The sequence below is a fragment of the Paenibacillus sp. DCT19 genome (genome assembly GCF_003268635.1).
GTDB lineage: Bacteria > Bacillota > Bacilli > Paenibacillales > Paenibacillaceae > Paenibacillus.
Map to the genome: position 1 here is coordinate 4,909,570 of NZ_CP029639.1, position 21,513 is coordinate 4,931,082.

A 21,513-nucleotide genomic window follows, 5' to 3' on the forward strand; every position below is an offset into this window, starting at 1 on the left:
ACTCACTTAGTTCATTTATTTTTTAAGTTATCTCTCTATAATTAACATCTATAGTAACATCATCGCTTCATCATATTCTGGTGTTCCATTGATTAATTGATTAATCAGTTTCTTCTTGTCAATTGAGATTATCTTCCCGTCCTTAATATTAAATACATCCTTATAATTTTTCAGTAATGTTGAAGAAACATGACGAGAAAACCCCATATTTTGCAAATATATTGCCACTGTATCCCTAGTCCCATACTCCAAAAAAATGTTCCAGTTTGTACCCGCTTTATTTTCACCAAGCACTGCTACCAAAAGTGCATGATAGTTATTGAAGTATTTCTCCAACTTATATCTCACAACATTTTCAATATCTGATATCAAGTTATTAATTATTTTATTAATATGTCGTTTACTTTTATCGTATGGTTCAAATATTGGAGTATTGTTCTCATAAAACATTAATTTTTTATTATTCGTTTCATAATAATACAATGCTGAACTAATCATCTCACTTAAACTTAGTCCATTAATCCATTGGTTAACTAAAAGGGCATAATATTTCAAAGAATTTTTGTTAGCTATATCGTTTTTACTTTCGTTCAATCCCCAATTGTATTTATCATGTAAAAGTTCTAAGGCAGCAATACAATTGTTGTAATTAATCTCACTTGGAAGTTGAATTTTTTCTTCATATGGTTGAGACCTAACTATAAATTCGTAGACGTTATTCTGTTGTCTAACCATAATCGATTGATTATTGTTTAGCACTTCGAAGGGCACCGTTAGACCCTTTATACTCTCTTGAGCCTTAGAAAGTACATCCATTTGACCATCTTTGTACAATTTGTTAATAACCGGACTTTTATATTCATCATTTTGTCCCAATGAATCAATGCTTATAATGTTGGCTATATATTTAAGTACTTCTTTTTCTGCTTCTGGAGAGTCAATTTGTTTTTCTGACAATAGCTGCTCTATATTCTTTTGATTCTTATCTAATTGATGAGTAACATTCACTTGCAAGTTGGTAGTTGATTCACCATCTAAAACCTTTAAATTTTTCCAATCTTTATTTTCTTCCCTAATACAAAATACGTTACCAAATAACTCGTAATTTAACCTTCCAGCTCTACCAGCTAAATTCCAAAAATCAATTTTTGACATAATGGCTTTATGTTTTTTATTATTTAAAATAAAGATATTCTTAGCTGGCAAATTCACCCCTTCTAACAACGTAGAGGTACAGAATAGATACTTTATCTTACCTTCCTTAAAGAGTTTCTCCACTTTATTTCTAATAACTTGTGGCAAATTTCCGAAATGAAATGCTACTCCAAATTCTAAACACTCAGCTAGATAATAATCGCTATGAATCATTTTTCTAATTTCCAAAATCAAATTATCCAATTGAGTATTCTTATTTTTCTCTGAATCTAAGGTGTTTTTTCTCAGATAATCGACGAAAGCTTTTGCTTTGTTAATTGTATTCTCAACTGAATTACAATAAATAACATTTGATGTTGATTTACCAATACAGTAAATGATTTCGTTTGATGTAGAATATTTTTCAACAGATATATCTTCGAAATTGTATTTTGTACCATCATTATAGTAACTAACTCTCCCTAGTAGCAGATCAACAAAGAAAAGATTCTGTGTGACAGGAGATTCTATTGTGCTAAAAGTCTTCCTACTAGATTTTTGAAACAATTCTAAAAAAGCTTCTGGATTTGAGACATTGGGCGAAGCAAAGTAAATTTTCAATTCTTTATATTTCTTTAAGCTTTTCTCTATTGATAAATACATTGTAATACTTCTGTAGTCTTTTTCAGCTGCTAGCTTATGTGCTTCATCTACAAACAAGTAATTTATAACGGGGTTTTCTTTGTTAGATATGTAGCTAAGTAGTCTTTCTGGTGTCATTACAAAAATGTATCGTTTTGAAATTTCTTCTTGATTATTATCATTAACAGTAGAGTTAGTTATAACTGTGTAATCAAAATCTTCTAATAAGTTTTTCAATTCAACTTTAATCTCAAATGAAAATTGATTTATTAATGCTCTAGTAGGTACCACTACTACAAAATTCCCTAGGTCTCCTCCAGTTATTGTTTCACGTATGAAGGTCTTAAATATGAATGATTTACCCATAGATGTAGGTCCAGAAAAACTATAAAAATTCGAGTCTTTTAATTGTTCAAACAACTGATATTGTGAATCAGTAAAAAATTGATCCTCAACACCTGGAATCCTCTGTATTTCTTTTTTCACAACTTTTTCTATCTCCCTTACAAAAGGAAGCTCTACATTATGTTGCAAATTTTTTATAGCTGGGAAATTTCCTAACTTGGTCAAAATAGCGGTAGAATATGTTTTAAAGATAGGGGTATCTTTATAAGATGTACTTAAAGATGCAACTATCCTATAAGCAATATTCCTATTACTATTAGAAGTAGAGTTTGATAGTATATCACTAAACCTTAATAAGTGAACTAATTGCTTTTCATCTATAGGAGAAGGGTTGTCAATTAATAATTCTGTCGATACAATATTTTTCAATAAAATTTTATATAACTGATTAAAATAATCATCTAATAATACGTCTTTAGAGAGATCATCAAAAATCATTGTTGGCCTCCATTAAGTTTTTTATAATTCTCTTTCTAGTATCGCTTATTCCGACAAATGGGAACGCATAAACATAAAACGATATCCCATGTAAGTTATACTCCTTAATTTTCTTTTGTATATATCCATATTGACTTTCTACCTCAGATTTTATTTTTGAACGTACCAACTTTCTAAATTCTGAATTACTTAATTTTCGGGACTCTTCATCAATAGAAACCTCGAATCCCACAAATATGCCAAAAGCATTATCCTTAAATATTTCTTCTTCTCTAGCACTTGGGAATATGATCTTTTTTAAAATTTCATATAAATTTGGTGAGATACTCTCTCTTTCCAAATGTGTATTTAGTAATTTTATTTCATCACGAATATTATTTGTGCCTCTATTCAGAAAATCATTTATGGAACCAAATGCATCATACAGTGCTCTTTGTAGGGATTTTTCAAGTTTAGATTCGCCAAAGATCAATTGATATTTATTATGATCTATTTGTAAAATATGAACTCCATCAGATCCTTTTACATAGTCATTAGGGGACGTTTTTAGCTCCATTTTTGTAAATATTTTCGGAGCACGTAGATGGGACTCCAAGAAACAGTAAAGCAAAACTTCTCCTAACTCGCCGTCATTATTTTCCCATTTACGCAATTTCTGAATTGCTTTAACGTATATACCTTTATTATTTTTATATACTTCTAGTTCCTTTCTAGATAAGCAATATGTCACAATACAATCAAACAATTTGTCCACTAGTTCTGAATAAACAAAAGTATTATTTTCAATTTTCAGAGTATGAAGATTCACTTTGGTATTCAAGCCGTCCAATTCGAAACTTTTAATTTCATGATAGAATAAGTCTAAGAAGTTATCATCAATATAAGGATTGAAATCATTTAGCAATTATAATTACCTCCACAGTGCCTCTGTAGGAATTTTGATTAAATAGTCCTATTTTCAGAATGACTATTTTACAACATTCGCCAAATATATCCACATCCCTCCTTTGTACCCATTTTTCTAATGAAAATTCTTTCTCAAAAAATCTCTTTTAATCCTATTTATTTTATGGATAATCCCTAAGTCTAGCATTATTACAAAACATATATAGGTGTTACAGTGAAGCATTTTAAGCATGTTCTATTAGAAACAAAGGTACAATAATTTATGCCAAGGTTCGGGATTAAGTTTTTTTGAAATCTTCTTGTTTCACAAAAAAATGGACAAGCTCTCATTTATCACAGTAGGAAAAATGAGCTACTTATCCAAATTAAAACATAACAATTAATTAATAAACTAGAAGTAATCCATACAAATTTCATTTTTTATTTGTAGCCTACTTCCCCACTCCACTACCCACCCGCACCTTGATACCTATTCACACTCGACATCCATATCCGATAACCAAGGAAATAACATAGCGGGCCCATTATAGGTACAAGCCACATCGTCCACGACGATAGAAGCGCGGTCTCCTTCGTCAGCAGAAATGCAGCCGGATAGAAATTGATAAATGCAAAAGGAATGACAAACGTTAACAGCACTTGGATGAAGGTACCGAATACCGGAAGTGGGTACGATACGAACTCCTTAAATTTGAAAAATAAGGTGAACAGGAAGTTTGTTTTGACCCATACAAAGGATACAGCCCCGATCACGGACATAAAGCCCGCCTGAATCATGGCACCGCCAATAATGCAGAGGATCAGGTACACCACTTCCACCCAACTCAGGCTCAAGTTTAACTTAAACAGCGCCCACAGCAACACTGATCCCGAGATCGCCACATGCGCAAGGTAGCCCAGGTTAAACCCTCGGCATACGATGTAAAGATACGGATTCACAGGTTTAATCAGGATTGAATCAAACGTCCCATTCTTGACCTGACTCTCCAGCTCACGCATTTGTACAAATGAAAACGACGCGCCGAGTGCGTAAGTGAACAGCCCCAGACTATATAAGAGCGCAATTTCAGGCCAAGACCAACCTGCCAATGTATCGAATTTACGTAGGAACAGCCAAATAATAATATAATCGCCAGTATAGTTGATGATTTGCGCAATTACGGCAAGCAGGAAGTCCCGCGATATTCCATTCGTTCTTTGGTTAACAAATAGACTAATTTCCCGAACAATTTGAAAGTCATTTAGATCAGCCTCTCTACTTTATCCACCTTGTACAACCAGACGTTTGATCGCTCTATTCCATAACCAGCACACGAGGATCGTAAGTCCAGCAATCCATGCCAGACCTGTAAGAATCAACATCGATATTTCTTGAAGTGGGATTGCTCCCAAATAAACTGCAGCAGGAAGATATCCCAAATATAAGAAGGGTAGTATCTTGGTCACGGTCACCCACGAATCCGGAAAGAACCACAAGGGTAAAAAAGAACCCGAGAAGATGGTAATAAGACCGCCCAACATCCAGTTCAGTGCAAAATGATTCATTAGCCAGAATGCCAGTAAAGATATGAGATACCCTAACAAGAAAGAGATCGCCAAGGCCAATAGCAACGCAATCAAGAATAATAACAGATGGGTCGCAGAAGCTGGCGGAAGAAAACCGAAAAACACCCATGCAATGAGTAATGAAGGAATGGAGGTGAAGAGCAACTGGTACACCGAATTTCCCAGTCCTTCTGATAATAGGTGAAGCGGATAAGACATCGGTTTGATCAGTTCAGAAGCTATGGAGCCTGTTTTGAGACTGTTATCTACCTTGGAACTAATGCCAGTTAGCAGTAAGGCCGCCAGAAGTGTGTTGATAATGCTATATGTAATCATCTGCTCTACACCGATGCCTTCAATGGTTCCATTCCCTAATACGGCCTTCCATATTTCAGTCAGAATCAGAATAGCAACGAAATTCCCTAACAATCTTAACCATACTTCAGAACGATACGAAAGTTGATTGGAGAATGTTTTTACCCCGAACATAATGTACGTTTTCAACCTTAGGCTCTCCTCTCACTCGCATTCGCTCGATCTTCTTCCTCCAGCTTCTTATACAGCTTTCGAATGACTGAATCGATATCAACGCTTTCAATCGAGGCATCTTCAACGGCATGTTCACGTGCGATCTGATTCACGCAATCAAATACCGTTCTGTCGCTTTTTTCAAACAAATACGTTTTCCTTAATCCCTCGTTCTTCATTAGTTGCATGCCGGGAATTTCGATTGCTCCAGGCTCTTCCCGGAAGTCAATGATCACCTGACGCTGGTCACCAAGCGTTCTTCGTAGTTGTTCCACAGATCCGTCGTACACCATATTGCCTTTGTTCACAACAATCATCCGGCGACAGATCTCTTCGATATCCTTCATGTCATGTGTCGTCAGTACGATGGAGACTTTTTTCTCCTTATTAATCATTCTTAGAAATTCTCGGATCTGTTCTTTGGCCATGACATCTAGACCTATTGTCGGTTCGTCCAAGAATAAAATTCTAGGATCATGTAATAGAGCCATTGCGATCTCCACCCGCATTCTCTGCCCCAAACTTAATTGCCGGACTGGCTTCTCGATAAATGAGGATAACGATAGAAGTTCGGAATACATGGTGAGATTTCGGTGATACGTATCGTCTGATAGCTTGTATATGTATTTATGAAGATCGAAAGAATCCCGAACGGGAAGATCCCACCACAACTGACTTCGTTGTCCAAACACAACACCGATATGCTGCGAATTATGCTGTCTGTTCTCATGCGGGATCGACCCCAGCACGCTCAATTGCCCTGAAGTCGGAACCAATATACCCGTCATCATCTTGATCATGGTCGATTTACCCGCACCGTTTGGCCCTAGATATCCTACTGCTTCTCCTTCCTCGATTGAAAATGAGATATTGCGTACAGCTACCTCTTCCGTATATTGCCTAGTGACCAAGCTTCTCAAGGAACCGATCAGTCCAGGGAATCGCTTGTATTGCCGATACACTTTCGTGATACCGCTTACATCAATAATACTCATGAATCACACCTCGTCTGCTTCTTTAGGAGTCATGTAACAGAACTCAATTTATTACAATTTTCACCAATCAACTCTTTAGAAACATGTTAGCTTTTTGCTTATGAAATAAGTACCAACATTATTAGATTATTTTTCATATCATAATTAGACATATGTTCTCAAGCACCTTATGAAGTTCCATTTGACAACCTCTCCAAAAAGGTCTAACCTAATAACGAATCATCCATTCACTATTAAGGAGTCGTTCCCGATGGTGCAAGCCAAGAAAGACGAAGTTAGGAAAGAGATTGAATACGCGGCGCTCAAAGTTTTCTTTGAGAAAGGCTATGTGGATGCCAAAATGAGCGATATTGCGAATGAGATTAACATTTCCGTGGGTAATATCTATACCTATTTTAAGAATAAGAAGGATCTATTCTATGCAGTTGTGCCGCCAGATCTGGTAGATTATCTGAAGAAAGTGCTGGTGGAGACGATTCACTTTGATAACCAAACCTTGTTCGAAGAAACGGATAGCGCGCGTAAGTCTGCACTGTTGCAGGAACAAGTGGATGTGTTACGGAAGTATCGGAATCAGATCGTTATTATCTTTGAGAAAAATAAAGGCACCATCTACACCAACGCCAAGAATGAACTTGTTGAGCTAATGATCGAGACCAAGAAGGCTTATCTCAAGAATCAATATAAACGGTATGAGATTGGCACCGAAGAAAACTTAATCTTGCTCGAGATTCTCGCCCACAACGTGATCGACATGAACCTGGACTTGTTAAAACGCGAGATGAGTGAGGACAGCCGCAAACAGATATTTGAAGCGTTGTATGTATACAGACTCTACGGGATGAAGAGCTTGAACGAATAACAGCCCCTGACCCGTCATCCCCTATGCATGAGTAGAAAACAATACAAAACGTGCAGATTAGATCGATTTAACTTCATCTAGTTTGCACGTAAAAAATCCATATCAGAAGTCACCCTATTTTTTTAACCCAAAAATGAATTAATAATTCACTTTTAACACATTCAAACCACATACAAATACCCATAATTCAAGGAGAGACATCACATGAAACACAACATGAACACCGCTTATGCATTGAAAAACGTCAATCTGATCCACGGAGATGCGAACCGTAATCTGCAAAAAAATATGACCCTTCTTGTCAATGAGCACGGACTAATTCAGGATATTGGTCAAGATCACGAGCTACCAATCCCAAGCCACTACACTACAATGGATCTCTCAGGAAAATATGTGATGCCAGGGCTCATTAACGCACATGTGCATCTGTTTGCCGATGGGAAGCCGTTCAGTCTCTCGGTTAGTGAGGGGATGCTGCAGTTTGCCTATGATCGGATACTGAATACCACATTCGGTAGACGTATGTTGAAAAAAAGAATGAAACGCAACGCTCTCACCGCACTTCATGCGGGGGTAACGACAATGCGCAGTGTGGGAGAATTCTTTTACACCGATGTTCAGCTTCGGGATGAAATTAATAACGGTGAATTTGTAGGCCCTAACCTACTTGTCTCGGGGTTCTTTTTGAGTGTGACGGGTGGGCATGGTGCTCCTTACCTGGCACTGGTGGGCGACTCGCCTTGGGAGGCACGAAGAAATGTACGAATTAATGTGAAGCACGGCGTCGATCTGATCAAAATCTGCGTCACAGGTGGTGTGACAGATGCCAAGATGGTTGGGGAGGCTGGTCGTCTACAGATGACGGTGGAAGAAGTTGCGGCGATCTGCGATGAAGCACACAAGATTGGTATGCGAGTTGCAGCCCATGTGGAAAGCACAGAAGGAGTTCGAGTTGCGTTGCAAGGTGGCGTCGATACGATTGAACATGGCGCAGAGATGGACGATGAGATTATTCGTTTGTACCAAAATAACCCTAATGCTCTGGATGGTTACACCGCACTGATTCCAACTTTGCAAGCCGGTTACCCCTCCGCTTCATTGGATACAAGTGTGACCAAGGTTAGTCAAACGGTGAAGGAGAATTCCAGATTGGTCTATGATTCCATGCTCCAAAGTATGAGACAAGCAGTTCAGAACAACATCACGGTTGGGATTGGCACGGATGCCGCAATGCCTTTCGTGACTCATTATGATATGTGGAGAGAGATGGATCATTATATGAGACAGACCCACCTGAGCAACAAGCACGTTATTGACATGGTGACCCGTACAAATGCAAAAATTCTAGGCATTGACGCCGTTACAGGTACGCTGGACATTGGCAAACAGGCTGATCTGATTGTGCTTGAACAGAATCCGTTAGAACAGATTGAAGCCTTGTCAGACATCTCGATGGTTATGGTCAAAGGCAATCTCATTGATAAACCATCCTTGACGAGAATTCCAGAAGTTGACGCTGTTCTAGACTCTGTTTGGTGAGTTATCGCAAAAAAAGACCCATAGACAATCCTATGGGTCTTCTCATCTCAAGATTCAACCGCTACCTCGCTCCATCTTCTCCATCCACCGGATGGACTAATGTTCTCTGCCCCTTCTCCGGCATAGGCTTCACATACGAATCCACTTACGGTACGCCCATCGATCAACTGCACTTTGCCAATGCCAAGGGGAGCAGGAATCGATGCTGTGAATGATCCAAATGAAGCGCGTGGCATATCCCACAGTTCAACCAGAATGGATGAACCGCCATTGGATACTCGCACCAGACCCGGTTTGGCCGGGATCGTCGGAAGCTTATACATTTCATATACGGGAGCTGTTGAAGTCTCCTCCCGAAATACAGCGCCTAAACCAGTCATCTGAGGTTCTAACGGCATGCCGCGCATATGCAGTCCACATACCGCCACCGTAATGACATCCTCCTGCTGGATTAGTAATTCGGATGCCGGGATCAGATTCGCTTCTTCATCTGGACGTGTGAACAGAGTCACGCCAAAAGGAACCCCTTCCTCTGCCCAGCCTGCGGGAACAGCGATTGCACTGAGATCAAGCAAATTACAATGGTTCGTATATAAGCCCATCTTGCTATTGGTCTCAATCGGATTCGCCATCACCTGCTCCCGCGTCCAAGTTCCTCCACACGTCGGCAGCACCAGCACAGCATCCTCAAGCACCATTGCAGCGTGCCGCCGAATTGCCGCCAATCGATGCTGAGCCTTGAATAAGGCCGAGGCAGTGAAAGTTTCTTTTTTACCAGATGAGAGAACCGTCTTCGTTACAGGAAAGATTGCTGCCTCATGTGTTTCCACAAATTCATCTAGGTCAGACCAGCGCTCAGCAACCAGAGGACCTTCGTATAGAAGCGCCGCCGCTTCCTGAAGCAACGTAATATCAACCTCCTTCACGGCTACGCCGGAAGCTGCAATAGCTTGTTTCTTCCTATTCCATGCTTCTTCGTATGCTGTGGCATAAGGCCCATAGAACTCAAGCGGATGGTCAGGGAGCAAAAATACCTTTGGCAACTGCCCTCGCTTCAACGGACGATGTATAGAGTACGGATCTTCTTGCTCCAACCCTCGCACAACATCGTCCACTCGCTGGGCATCGACCAGTTGGTGGGTAAATACGGTCACACAATCAATGCTGCGACAGGCCGGAATAACCCCCGTCGAAGGCCACGCACCGACTGCTGGCTTATATCCGATGAGATGATTTAATGCTGCGGGCACACGACCAGATCCTGCCGTATCCGTTCCAAGAGCAAAGGCCGCCTGACCAGAAGCTACAGCTACTGCAGACCCTGAACTTGACCCGCCACTAATTAGCTCCGAACGCAGCGCATTATGAGTATCCCCATATGGACTTCGAGTACCGACCAGTCCTGTAGCGAACTGATCCAGGTTGCATTTGCCAACTGGGATTGCACCAGCAGCAATTAAACGCTCTACAACCGTCGCATGCCGATCTGGAACATAAGCGAATTCAGGGCAAGCTGCCGTCACCGGCCAAGAAGCTACCTCAATGTTATCTTTGATCGCAAACGGGATGCCCCATAACGGACAATCCTCCGGATTCATCTGTTCCAGTTGATCAAGGTAAGGCTGAATTTGTGTTAGTGATGGTGGCAAAATCCAAATATTTTTCTCCTGCGTATGCTCTGCTCTATAAATAATGGCTTCAATTACATGCTGCGGTGTAAAATGCCGATGACGATATGCCTTTTGCAGATTATCTACGGTTAATTGCTCCGGCACCGATTGCCTAGTCATGATGCAGCCTCCTCCTCTACAGGATATATAGCCGCAATGCAGTCACCTGCTCGAACGTGATCACCGGATGAAACATAGAGTGAGGCAATCACACAATCGTATGGAGCCTTATGCGGGAACTCCATTTTCATACTTTCTTCTATTATAATGTCTTGCCCTTTCAACACCTTCTGCCCAACTTCTACGAGCACCTTCCATACACTGCCGGACATGGTACTATTGACCTCCACACTTCCCTCTGGCAGAGCTTCCTGCTCTGTCGAACTCACGCCTTCCGGTTCAGATACATGCTCAGCAATACCAAGCTCCTTCCAATACTCCCGTTCTTGCTGGAATGCAGCCTGCCTTGATTCACGGAAATGAGCAGACGGCTCCTGAATCTGCTCCAACCAATCCAGATAGTCTCCCAGGTTAAACGTCGTCTCTTCTACTTCAACCACCATCTGCCCTCGCGGGAAATCCTCTCGCATCTGTAACAATTCCTCTTGGGATACAGGATAGAATTGAATCTGGTCGAAGAACCGCAATAACCAAGGTTTGCCTTGTTCAAAATTGGTTGTCTCTCTGAACTTGTTCCACATCTGAATCGTGCGACCTACAAACTGATAACCCCCAGGGCCTTCCATACCGTAGATGCATAGATACGCGCCCCCGATGCCTACTGCATTCTCAGGTGTCCATGTCCGCGCAGGATTATATTTGGTCGTGACGAGTCGATGACGTGGATCAAGTGGTACAGCTACAGGTGCTCCAAGATATACATCGCCAAGTCCCATCACCAGATACGAAGCATTAAATACAATCTCAGCGACTTCTTCAAGCGAACCAAGTCCGTTAATTCGGCGAATAAATTCCAGATTACTTGGGCACCATGGGGCGTCTGGACGCACATTTTGTTGATAACGTTCTATCGCTTGCTGCGTTGCAGGATCATCCCAAGATAATGGCAACTTCACAATACGGGACGGAACTTCAATGGAATCCAGCGACGGCAATTGTAGATCCAGTTCCATAATGATCGCTGCAGCCTCTTTCACCGTCATTTGCGTACGATCCAAGTGAATCTGCAATGAACGAATACCCGGTGTCATCTCAATGAATGGAATCAGACCACTATCTTTCACTGCTTGCATCAAGACATAGACCTGGAATCGATATAGAAGATCAAGTTCACGTTCACCGTATTCAATTAGAATGTTCTCATCACCTGAACAACGAATGCCAATCTTGAAGCGTCGCCCTTGCTCCTCATAGGCAAGGATCGGCATATATGCACCAGAAGATATATCCAACACTTTAGGCAAAGGCAGACGTTCTCCATCTCCAATTAATGTATCGAGAAATGTTTGTTGTGCATCCCTAAGTTCCTCGGCTTCCTCCACCGTAATCAGCTTAAAGCGAATTTTGTCACCCGGTCGTAACTGTCCAACCTTCCAAAATTCTGCCGACGCCGTTGTCACCGGACATACAAATCCCCCAGACTCGGCCCATCAGGCCCCAGAAGAATCGGCATATCTCCAGTCAGATCAAGTGCCCCAACAGCATAGGCATTGTCATGAATATTGGACGGATGCAATCCTGCATCACCACCGTCCTCCCTCGCCCACAGCGGTGCTGGCCCAATTAGACGTACGCCTGTACGGGAGCTATTAAAATGAACCTCCCACTCCGTTTCGGTCAGTTGTTCCAGATAGTCTTGTAGCAGATATTCTTCCGTACAATGCGGACCTGGAATGACACCGATTGTCCATCCATGGGTTAATTCCGGCTGATGCTGAACGGAGAGCGGCTGAAGTGGTATACCTGACTCTGGATGAACCTTCAATACGGCACCTGTTCGCAGCGCACTACCTGAATGTCCGCCAAACTCACCCAAGGTGAAGGTCGAGGCACTACCTAGCGTCAGCGGCATATCCAGTCCTCCAGCAATCAGGAGGTATGCACGCATTCCTACCACGGACTCGCCAAGGATTAACGTAGAGCCTGAAGGAGCTAGTGTAGGTGTATAGAGCGGCACAGGAGTTCCATCCAATGTAGCTGTCATATCTGCTCCCGCAAGGCAAATCATCATCTGATCTCTGAAGCGGTAGGAACCCCCGCGCAAAGTCATCTCTAATCCAGCCGCACTCTCGTCATTACCAAGCAACCGATTTCCCATTCGGAATGCGAGTGAGTCCATCGGTCCGGATGGAGGTACACCGATATCCCAGTACCCTTTGCGACCTGGATAATCCTGAACCGTGGTCTGAATCCCACCATCGAGCACTTCAATGGTATGTTCTACCGGATTGAAACCGCTCAGCATATTGGTGTATACCAAACCTTCTCGAAATAGCTCTGTGTCCAAAAAGGCATGAATGTATGTCTGATTGGTTGTTATGCCATATACACGCAAGCGAGCAAGTGCATCTATCATTTTCGCAATGGCTGCTTGCCTTGATTCCGCATGAACGATCACCTTAGCGAGCATTGGATCATATAGCGTGGTGATTTCAACACCACTGCGAATCCATGTTTCAATACGTGCCTCTTCCGGCCAAACGACAGCATCAATACGACCATCACTTGGACGAAAATCATGGAAACAATCCTCCGCATATAGACGCACCTGCAAGCTATGACCTTGAGGCGGCTCCACAAGCTCGGTCAAATTGCGAAGCTCACCAGCAGATTCTCGCACCATCCATTCCACCAAATCTATGCCCAGCACTTCTTCTGTTACACCGTGCTCCACCTGAAGGCGGGTGTTCACTTCTAGAAAATAAAATTGCTCCGTCTCGGGGTCATACAGAAATTCTACTGTACCTGCGCTACGGTATCCTGCTGCGGCTGCAAGTCTCTGTGCACTTTGATGCATCGCACTTCGCGTTGCCTCTGGCAGGTTCGGCGCAGGTGTCTCTTCAATGATTTTCTGATTCCGCCGCTGTACCGAACAATCTCGCTCTCCCAGCGCAACCGCTTCGCCAAAGGCATTACCAAAAATCTGCACTTCAACGTGTCTTGCTCTGGCAATGTATTTCTCCAGAAACACACCACCATCGTTAAAATTCGTAATCGCGAGCCGCGTAACGGAGTCATATGCTTCTCGCAGTCCCTGTTCATCCGAACAGATTCGCATCCCGATCCCGCCACCGCCCGCCGTGCTCTTCAGCATGACGGGATATCCAATCTCCGTAGCTCGTTCCACAGCCACGGTCAGGGACGGAACCAGTCCCGTACCAGGAAGCAGGGGCACATGAGCCTGTTCCGCGATGGATCGTGCAGTATGCTTCAGACCGAATAAATCAATATGCTCTGCGGTCGGTCCAATAAACGTGATTCCCCTTTCTTCGCACGCTCTGGCAAAAGAGGCATTCTCACTTAGAAACCCATATCCCGGATGAACCGCATCCGCACCAACGTTTACTGCTGTCTGCAGGATAAGCTCTGCATTCACATAGCTTTCTTTGGCTGGACCCTCACCAATTAAAATGGATTCATCAGCGAGCTCTACGTGAAGGCTATCCCGATCAGCTCGGGTATAGACAGCTACAGAGGCAATGCCCATCTGACGTAATGTGCGAATAATTCTTACAGCAATCGCTCCGCGATTGGCAATGATGACTTTGTTAAACATGTGATTCGCTCCCTTCCGTATCCCAGATCAGCACCTGTGCAGGTGTTGGATTATAGGCATTACATGGGTTGTTAAGCTGCGGACAATTGCTAATTAATACAGTAACAGGAGCCAGAGCAACCAACTCTACGTACCGCCCTGGACCAGACACACCATCTGCGAACGTAAGCTTACCCTCAGGCGTGACCGGTACATTCATGAAAAAGTTGACATTAGGCGCAAGATCCCGTTTGGAGAATTCCGAGCGTGTGGAGAGCATCAGCATGAACGTATCTCGGCAATTATGCATATGCAGTGTGTCGTGGGAATAACGAACGGTGTTACTCTGTGCCGAACAAGCTCCACCGATCGTATCGTGTCTGCCGCAGGAGTCCGCAGTGATCTTCAGCAGCTCCCGCCCAGATTCAGCAACCAGTACCGACCCCGTTGTCAGATACAGGTTCTGCTGTCTAGTGATTGTTTGAATTGCACTATAGTGATCGCTTGGATCTTCCGTAGCGTAGAAAAGTGTATCCACCGCCTGATTCCCTTCCAGATCAATGATGCGAAGGACTTGACCTGCCGCAAGGTCATGAATCCATCCATCCCCGGCAGGGATGACTTGATCATAGATTGCCTTCGCCGGTTCCAATGTACTAAGGGTAGGTACGAATGCTTGTGTCGTCATATTAATGAGCTCCCTTCAATAACGCGTATGCTTGCCAGGTATTTTCAAAAGCTCTTCGGTTCTCATCGCAGTGCACAACGCAGCGATCATCTAATGTCACAGGTTCAGCTTCGCTAAATGTCAGTTCAATGGCGGAATCAGGATAACTTGTTTCAGGGTCTAGTGGATTAGGCGTGTTGGATACAACGAGAAGGAGGTCCATTTCTGTTCGGAGCGTTACGGATGTGCCCGCTGTAGGTTGCTGCTCATATCGCATCGTACCATCGAGTTCACAGATCACTTTGGAGAAAAAGTTAATCGGTGTACCCAGATCACGAGGCGTTAGCTGGTGTCGATACATCTCCACGATCAGATTTTCGTAGCCGCTGCGGTACCAAGCATTACGTTCATTCTGATACGAGGTGAGTCCATATTGGTGATCGGTACTTTGACGAGTAGTGTAACCAGACAAGGTGTCATGCCAGCCTGTCGTATCATCTGTGATGGAGGCAAGAACGCGCCCTTGATCACTCATTAACACATGACCTGCTGTCAAGTAAGCTGTATGTTGAGCTTTCAGCGAGTCCGGCATGTTATAACGCTCAGTAGGATCTGAAGCGTGGAACAGAAGGGTGGTCAGATTGGCTCGATCCATTGTTGCTGTCATTCGAATGTTCTTCCCCCGGCTAATGTAACCAGACCACTTGCCACCTGCTTGGATGCGAATTGAAGTCATATCAGTACCTCCTGTGTAGTAAAAAAAATAAAAAAGCCCGGGAGAAATACCAAAAATGAATTTTGGTACATTCTCCCGGGCTTTTTTCCCGCCGTGTACATGGTTGCCGTTTACACTGCATCCATGCGTTTTCTCTCGGACCAGACAACGACACGAGCCGTTCGGAACCCTAGAAAACATTTTTATTTGATTTGATGTTAACAATCCTAACACACAATAAAAAGTGTGACAAGAGCATTTTTATTTGAAAATATTCACTTCAATATAGCGATCTATTTTACGTCATTATTTTTGACATTTAAACTCGTTTTCACGAAAAAAAAGCTTGTGCTTTCAGAAATTCCTTGGTTAAATGTGAGGTGTCATGACAAAGACCACGGTATATCATCGATTCATTCCGAAACCAGGAGGAGATTTTATGTCAGATAAACTAACTTTGAAGAGAGAACTCTCTCTAACTCACGTCGTGACCATGGGGCTATCTTGGATGTCACCAATGATCTTTTTCACAAGTTTCGGTGTGTTACATGAAGGATCTGGGGGCATGCTGTTAGCCGCATATGTACTCGCATTTATCGCGATCTTATTCACTGCATTGAGCTATGGTCAGATGGCTCGTGCGTTCCCCGTATCTGGATCAGCCTACACGTACACGACTAAATCCATGAATCCATTTATCGGTTTCCTGGTGGGGTGGGCGATCCTGCTCGATTACCTTTTCTCATGCATCATTGCTGTGCTCATGTTCGGTATTAATCTACATGCACAATTCACCTCGGTGCCTGCCTCTGTCTGGATTGTGTTGTGCACACTTGTAGTCATGATCATCAATATTATCGGGATCAAGACATCAGCCAATGTTAGTAAAATTTTTGTGTTGATGCAGATTTTGTTCATCGCTGGTTTTTGCGCTCTATTGGTGTACCGAGCGTTTCAAGGCGGGATCACCGCAGGCTGGAACCCTTTGGCTGTTCAGGAGGGAGTGTCATTCTCTACGATTCTTGCCGGAGCTTCCCTCGTTTGCTTCTCATTCCTTGGCTTCGACTCCATTACAACGATGACTGAAGAGACCAAGCAACCCAAAAAGACGATTCCACGTGCTATCCTTATTATCGTGTTGATGGCAGGCTTGATGTACTTTGTTACCGCATTTCTGATTCAGCAAATGTACCCTTCGTTTACGTCCGGCAATGTGGACTCCGCAGGATTTGAACTCATGCAAGTTATTGGTGGTCCTTTGCTAGCCTCCATCTTTACGTTTGTCATTATTTTCTCCGTTCTTGCTCAGGGCATGTCTTCCATGACTACTGTTACCCGTCTGATGTTTGTGATGGGAAGAACCTCTTTGCTCCCGCGTATGTTTGCATCCATTCATCCAAAATATCGTACACCAACTTTCAACATTATTCTGATGAGTATTATTTCGTTATCTGCCATGTTCATCAGCCTTGAAACAGCCATTAAATTCGTTAATTTTGGCGCATTAACCGCCTTTCTGTTTGTCAATTTATCCGTGATTTCGCACTATATTATTCGTGAAAAGCAGCGCTCGCCAAAGGACTTGTTCGTCCGACTGGTATGTCCACTGATCGGTGCAGGATTTGTATTTTATCTCATCATGTTACTGGATCTATCTTCGTTGCTGCTTGGCGCTGGATGGCTCATTGCAGGATTAATTTATTATGTCATCAAAAAAGTAAAGCCAGCAACAGTGAACATGGCAAAGGTGGATGAAGCTGTATAATAAGAACAGGATGTAAATGGAACCAATGAGTTCGTGTATGGAGTTTGCACTGGAAAGGAGGGATCTGATGACGTTAGATCGAATTAAAGAAGCTTCCCTGCTGTTATTTTCCAAGCATGGCTTCGAGGGCACTTCTTTGCATGAAATTGCGACTCAGGTGGGTATTAAGAAACCCTCACTTTATACTTATTTTTCAAGTAAAGACGAACTATATCTTGATCTTCTGAATGATGCACTCCAAACCGAATTAGGCTATGCCCGTCAGTTGCTGGAACGTAGACATGGACATGAAGGGTCACTACAAGAGGTATTACTTCGTTACTTGTCCCACTATATGGAACGGTATGAGCAGGAATCAAGCGTTGCTTTTATCATCCGAACATGCCTCTATCCGCCGCAACATCTGCGGGCTCAAATCCATGAACGGCGCACCTATTATATGCAATCGCTAGATCAGCTATTGTTTACTCTGTTCGAAAACGAAAGATCGGGTTCTTTACCCGTACCTTCTTCAGCCGTAGAGATCTCCATAGCCTTCTTCAGGGTATATCTGCAAGGGTTGTGGGTTGAATTACTGCGTAGCGGTAGGGAGTATGCCTACGCCAGACTGCAAACGACATGGCCTGCTGTCTCAAATACCTTGTGAATGAATGTTAGTGGAGGTTACGTTCATGAAAATCACACGTAAACGCGGAATTACAATTGTACTCCTTGTGTTAAGTTTATTCGTTGCAAGTGATCTGTTCCTATGGTCTTCCGGGAAGGTCGGCATCTTCAACACGGCAAAGAGAGTTTTGTCAGGCGCACCTCATGTCACGCTTAACGGTCAGACTTTATCCTATCAGGGAAAGGTTGATTTTGAGGGTATGGATACGCTTGAGGAGTATGCCGCCAGCGATGAGGGAATACCGTTATACAAAGCATTGCACACTCCCCCATCACCGCCCTGGATCTATGTTAAGTATGAACATACAACCTTTTTGCGTTATAACATTCCGAAACTTCCTTGGAAAATGTGAAAATAAAAAGTCTTTCAGAACAGCTCTGAAAGACTTGCATCTGATATTTGATATAGCTGTCATAAATATAACTTGTAATGCGCTTGCTTGATCAGCCGAATCGACCACTAATATAATCCTGTGTACGCGAATCGACGGACTTGCGAATAGATCTTGAGTTGCGCCGTACTCCACGACTTCACCATTGAGGAAAAATACCGTCTGCTGGGATACCCGCGCTGCTTGCTGCATATTGTGGGTGACCATGACGATGGTGTAGCGTTCCTTCAATTCATGTGTCAGCTCCTCAATCTTGAAAGTTGAGACGGGATCAAGGGACGCTGTAGCCTCATCCATCAGCAGAATATCCGGCTCTACCGCCAATGCGCGTGCAATACAGAGACGTTGTTGCTGCCCTCCAGATAGACTTAATGCGGAACGCTTCAAGTTATCCTTCACTTCATCCCATAACACAGCCGAACGAAGGCTCTGTTCAACGATCTCATCTAGCTTTTTCTTGCCATGAATCCCATGTTGTTTTGGTCCAAAGGCTACATTCTCGTAGATGGATTTTGGGAAAGGATTGGGCTGCTGGAAGACCATTCCGATTTTTTTGCGAAGGGATTCCACATGCACTTCCCCATGGTAGATATCAGTTCCTCCTACAGCCACTTTCCCCTCAATGCGTGTACCGGGAATCCGATCATTCATTCGATTGAGCGTACGTAGCAGCGTGGACTTCCCACATCCAGACGGCCCGATAAATGCAGTAATGGCCCGTTCCGAGATGTCCATCGAAACCTCTTTAAGCGCTTGGAATGTACCATAATATAAATTCAGCTTATTAATTTCGATAATAGGTTGCACAAGGTGCCCTCCCAGTGGTGAATTGAATTACGTTCTTTATTGCTTATGCGAAGGATAAACCAGATAAACGATATTGTCGTAAATTAACCTATACATTTAGATTCAATATTTACGTAAGCATAAGCTCTTCCTCGCATTGCCTCTTCAAATTAGACTAGGCATACAGCTTCAGACTTGAGTTTTGCGTGCATTCAACCACAGTGGCACACGGAACAGAATATTAATGAGCAAGGCTACGAAGATCAGTACAGCCGTCGTTTTCTGTGCAATCAGCTCGGCATCCGGTACAATCGCTTCGGATTGGATATACCACAAATGCACGGCGAGGGTTCCCCCGGCGAGAACAGATTGAAATCCCACATCTCCCCGAAGTGGACACGCCTGCGGTCAAAATAATAACGGCACTCTCACCGAATGCCCGACCTGCGGTAAGGCAGATCCCTGTCATAATCCCGTTCAGGGCAACAGGCAGTAATACGCTACGAATCGTCTGTAGATGCGTTGAGCCTAGTGCAAACGATGCATTGCGAAGTTCTACCGGAACCGCTCGAATCGATTCTTCGGTCACCCGCGTCAGCACCGGCAGATTCAAGAAAGCAAGGCTGATCGCTGCACCCAAGATGGTTAGACCAATTTCGAAGAACTCCACAAATAAGGCAATCCCAAACAATCCAAAAATAATCGACGGAACAGAGGACAATCCCTCCACACAGATTCGTACAAACTCAATGAGTCTATTGTTCGGAGCGAATTCCGCCAGATAGATTCCGGCTGCCATGCCAATAGGAATAGAGACGAGCAGCGAGATGATCAGCACATAGAATGAATTAAATAGTGCCGGCCCTATCCCACCGCCTTCTTCAATCTCACTTGGTAAACCATATAAGAAGTCCCAGCTCAGCTCTGGAAGGCCTTTTTGCAGCAGAAGAAATAGCAGTCCAATGATAAATAGGATTACAGCGATACCTATGCCCCAGACCGTGCCCGTAAACAGCCGATCCATCAGCACGGAAGCTTTTCTACGTTTACTGAATAAATAAGGGGAACCAGCGCTTACCTCTTTTCTCATACTCATGAGCCTTGTACCCCTTTTCTCTGAAACATTCTTACGGCAACAATCATCAATATGGAGATCGCGAGCAAAATAAAGCCCATCATGTACAGACCCCGATTCCAGGTCGAATCGAACTCTACACTTGAAATTTGCATAACGATATTACTCGTCAACACCGATGTTGGTGTAAACAGACTGTTTGGAAGCTGTGCTGTATTCCCAATGACCATCACCACAGCCATCGTTTCCCCAATGGCACGAGTCATTCCGAGAATGACCGCATAGGTAATCCCACCTCTCGCAGCTGGTAAGACAACACGGGTTATCGTCTGAAAACGGTTGGTACCTAGCGCATACGCTGCATCCCTGTATTTATTCGGCACGGCTGATATCGCATCATCACTAATCCGACTGATCGTAGGCAGAATCATAATGGTCAGCACGATGGAGGCTGCGAGCAGGCCGTCGGCGAGATCGTTGCCACTTATCTCTCTAAGCCATGGGATGAGGATCGTCAGTCCCAGGAAACCATATACGACCGAAGGAATACCCACCAGCAGATCCAGCACAGGACGTAACACTTGTCGAAGCCATTTCGGAGTCATCTCCGCCAGAAATACTGCAACGATGACCGAGATCGGGATGGCAAACAGCATGGTGAGCCCTGTCAGAGCCAGCGTGCCCAGAATGAAGGTCAGCGCGCCATAGTGCTCATTTTCGGGGTCCCAGTTTGTGGAGAAGAAGAATTCCTTCAATGAAACATCTGCAAATGTGAGGACACCCGTCCGAAGCATAAGAACCAGTATTGATAACAAAATCAGACATACCAATAGTGCACTGCTAATACAGATCACGCGAAATAGTTTGTTAGACCACCTTAGGCGGGCCTTCCGGTCAAAGCGTGTTCCCGAGCCGGGAGCCTTACCCACACCTGAGCCAAGCTCATTTGGCGCGGAGCTGTTGGCAGGTGCATTCATATCCATCATGACGGACTCTTCCTTTCACATAGAGAAGCCAGCTTGGCGACCACGCGCGGAAGCTGGCTATCCCTTGCCTTATGAAATGTGG

At 43.5% G+C, this 21,513-nt stretch carries 14 protein-coding genes, 3 pseudogenes and 1 riboswitch; of the genes and pseudogenes, 5 read left to right on the top strand and 12 right to left on the bottom strand.

Annotation, left to right across the window (positions count from 1 at the left end):
* Positions 1 to 48 precede the first annotated feature (48 nt).
* The 5 genes from DMB88_RS22500 to DMB88_RS22520 form a co-directional block, all read right to left on the bottom strand.
* On the bottom strand, positions 49 to 2,619 hold the full coding sequence (locus DMB88_RS22500; RefSeq protein WP_128103142.1) for a DEAD/DEAH box helicase: 2,571 nt from the start codon (positions 2,617 to 2,619) through the stop codon (positions 49 to 51).
* Positions 2,609 to 3,523, bottom strand: a complete 915-nt coding sequence (locus tag DMB88_RS22505) for a HamA C-terminal domain-containing protein (RefSeq protein ID WP_217363756.1) — start codon at positions 3,521 to 3,523, stop codon at positions 2,609 to 2,611. Before DMB88_RS22505 ends, DMB88_RS22500 begins: the two co-directional genes overlap by 11 nt.
* Before the next feature lie 449 nt (positions 3,524 to 3,972).
* On the bottom strand, positions 3,973 to 4,755 hold the full coding sequence (locus DMB88_RS22510) for an ABC transporter permease (protein ID WP_128103143.1): 783 nt from the start codon (positions 4,753 to 4,755) through the stop codon (positions 3,973 to 3,975).
* Positions 4,756 to 4,785: 30 nt separating this feature from the next.
* A complete protein-coding gene (locus DMB88_RS22515) occupies positions 4,786 to 5,574 on the bottom strand; it encodes an ABC transporter permease (RefSeq protein WP_128103144.1) in 789 nt (262 codons plus the stop codon).
* A gap of 2 nt (positions 5,575 to 5,576) precedes the next feature.
* The gene (locus DMB88_RS22520; protein ID WP_128103145.1) at positions 5,577 to 6,593 is read right to left on the bottom strand and encodes an ABC transporter ATP-binding protein; all 1,017 of its coding nucleotides are present in this window, start codon (positions 6,591 to 6,593) and stop codon (positions 5,577 to 5,579) included.
* Between the two features lie 250 nt (positions 6,594 to 6,843).
* Here DMB88_RS22520 and DMB88_RS22525 point away from each other — a divergent pair, with 250 nt between their 5' ends.
* Positions 6,844 to 7,455, top strand: a complete 612-nt coding sequence (locus DMB88_RS22525) for a TetR/AcrR family transcriptional regulator (RefSeq protein ID WP_128103146.1) — start codon at positions 6,844 to 6,846, stop codon at positions 7,453 to 7,455.
* Positions 7,456 to 7,659: 204 nt separating this feature from the next.
* On the top strand, positions 7,660 to 8,994 hold the full coding sequence (locus DMB88_RS22530; RefSeq protein WP_254438310.1) for an amidohydrolase family protein: 1,335 nt from the start codon (positions 7,660 to 7,662) through the stop codon (positions 8,992 to 8,994).
* A 47-nt stretch (positions 8,995 to 9,041) separates the two neighbouring features.
* Here DMB88_RS22530 and atzF read toward each other — a convergent pair whose 3' ends face one another.
* From atzF to DMB88_RS22550, 4 genes and pseudogenes are all read right to left on the bottom strand, one after another.
* Positions 9,042 to 10,784, bottom strand: coding sequence for an allophanate hydrolase (atzF, locus tag DMB88_RS22535; protein ID WP_128103147.1), 1,743 nt, complete (start codon positions 10,782 to 10,784; stop codon positions 9,042 to 9,044).
* Positions 10,781 to 14,400, bottom strand: a pseudogene (gene uca, locus DMB88_RS22540) (urea carboxylase). Before uca ends, atzF begins: the two are co-directional and overlap by 4 nt.
* A complete protein-coding gene (locus DMB88_RS22545) occupies positions 14,393 to 15,067 on the bottom strand; it encodes an urea amidolyase associated protein UAAP2 (protein WP_128103148.1) in 675 nt (224 codons plus the stop codon). Before DMB88_RS22545 ends, uca begins: the two are co-directional and overlap by 8 nt.
* A gap of 1 nt (position 15,068) precedes the next feature.
* Positions 15,069 to 15,782 (bottom strand): urea amidolyase associated protein UAAP1, encoded by a 714-nt coding sequence (locus tag DMB88_RS22550; protein ID WP_128103149.1) that lies wholly within the window; start codon positions 15,780 to 15,782, stop codon positions 15,069 to 15,071.
* Positions 15,783 to 15,852: 70 nt separating this feature from the next.
* Positions 15,853 to 15,966: riboswitch (guanidine-I (ykkC/yxkD leader) on the bottom strand.
* Between the two features lie 234 nt (positions 15,967 to 16,200).
* Between DMB88_RS22550 and DMB88_RS22555 the strand changes: the two genes are divergently transcribed.
* From DMB88_RS22555 to DMB88_RS22565, 3 genes are all read left to right on the top strand, one after another.
* Positions 16,201 to 17,526, top strand: a complete 1,326-nt coding sequence (locus DMB88_RS22555; protein WP_128103150.1) for an APC family permease — start codon at positions 16,201 to 16,203, stop codon at positions 17,524 to 17,526.
* A gap of 67 nt (positions 17,527 to 17,593) precedes the next feature.
* Positions 17,594 to 18,172 carry a TetR/AcrR family transcriptional regulator gene (locus DMB88_RS22560; RefSeq protein WP_164848772.1) on the top strand — a complete coding sequence of 193 codons (579 nt, stop codon included), beginning with the start codon at positions 17,594 to 17,596 and terminating at the stop codon, positions 18,170 to 18,172.
* A gap of 25 nt (positions 18,173 to 18,197) precedes the next feature.
* Positions 18,198 to 18,545 (top strand): hypothetical protein, encoded by a 348-nt coding sequence (locus DMB88_RS22565; RefSeq protein WP_128103152.1) that lies wholly within the window; start codon positions 18,198 to 18,200, stop codon positions 18,543 to 18,545.
* 91 nt (positions 18,546 to 18,636) lie between these two features.
* On the opposite strand, the pseudogene pstB reads toward DMB88_RS22565, so the two are convergent.
* From pstB to pstC, 3 genes and pseudogenes are all read right to left on the bottom strand, one after another.
* Positions 18,637 to 19,391: pseudogene (gene pstB, locus DMB88_RS22570) on the bottom strand (phosphate ABC transporter ATP-binding protein PstB).
* Positions 19,392 to 19,559: 168 nt separating this feature from the next.
* A pseudogene (pstA, locus tag DMB88_RS22575) lies at positions 19,560 to 20,394 on the bottom strand (phosphate ABC transporter permease PstA).
* 68 nt (positions 20,395 to 20,462) lie between these two features.
* Positions 20,463 to 21,431: a phosphate ABC transporter permease subunit PstC gene (gene pstC, locus DMB88_RS22580; RefSeq protein WP_128103153.1), complete on the bottom strand. Its 969-nt coding sequence runs from the start codon at positions 21,429 to 21,431 to the stop codon at positions 20,463 to 20,465.
* Between the last annotated feature and the right edge of the window lie 82 nt (positions 21,432 to 21,513).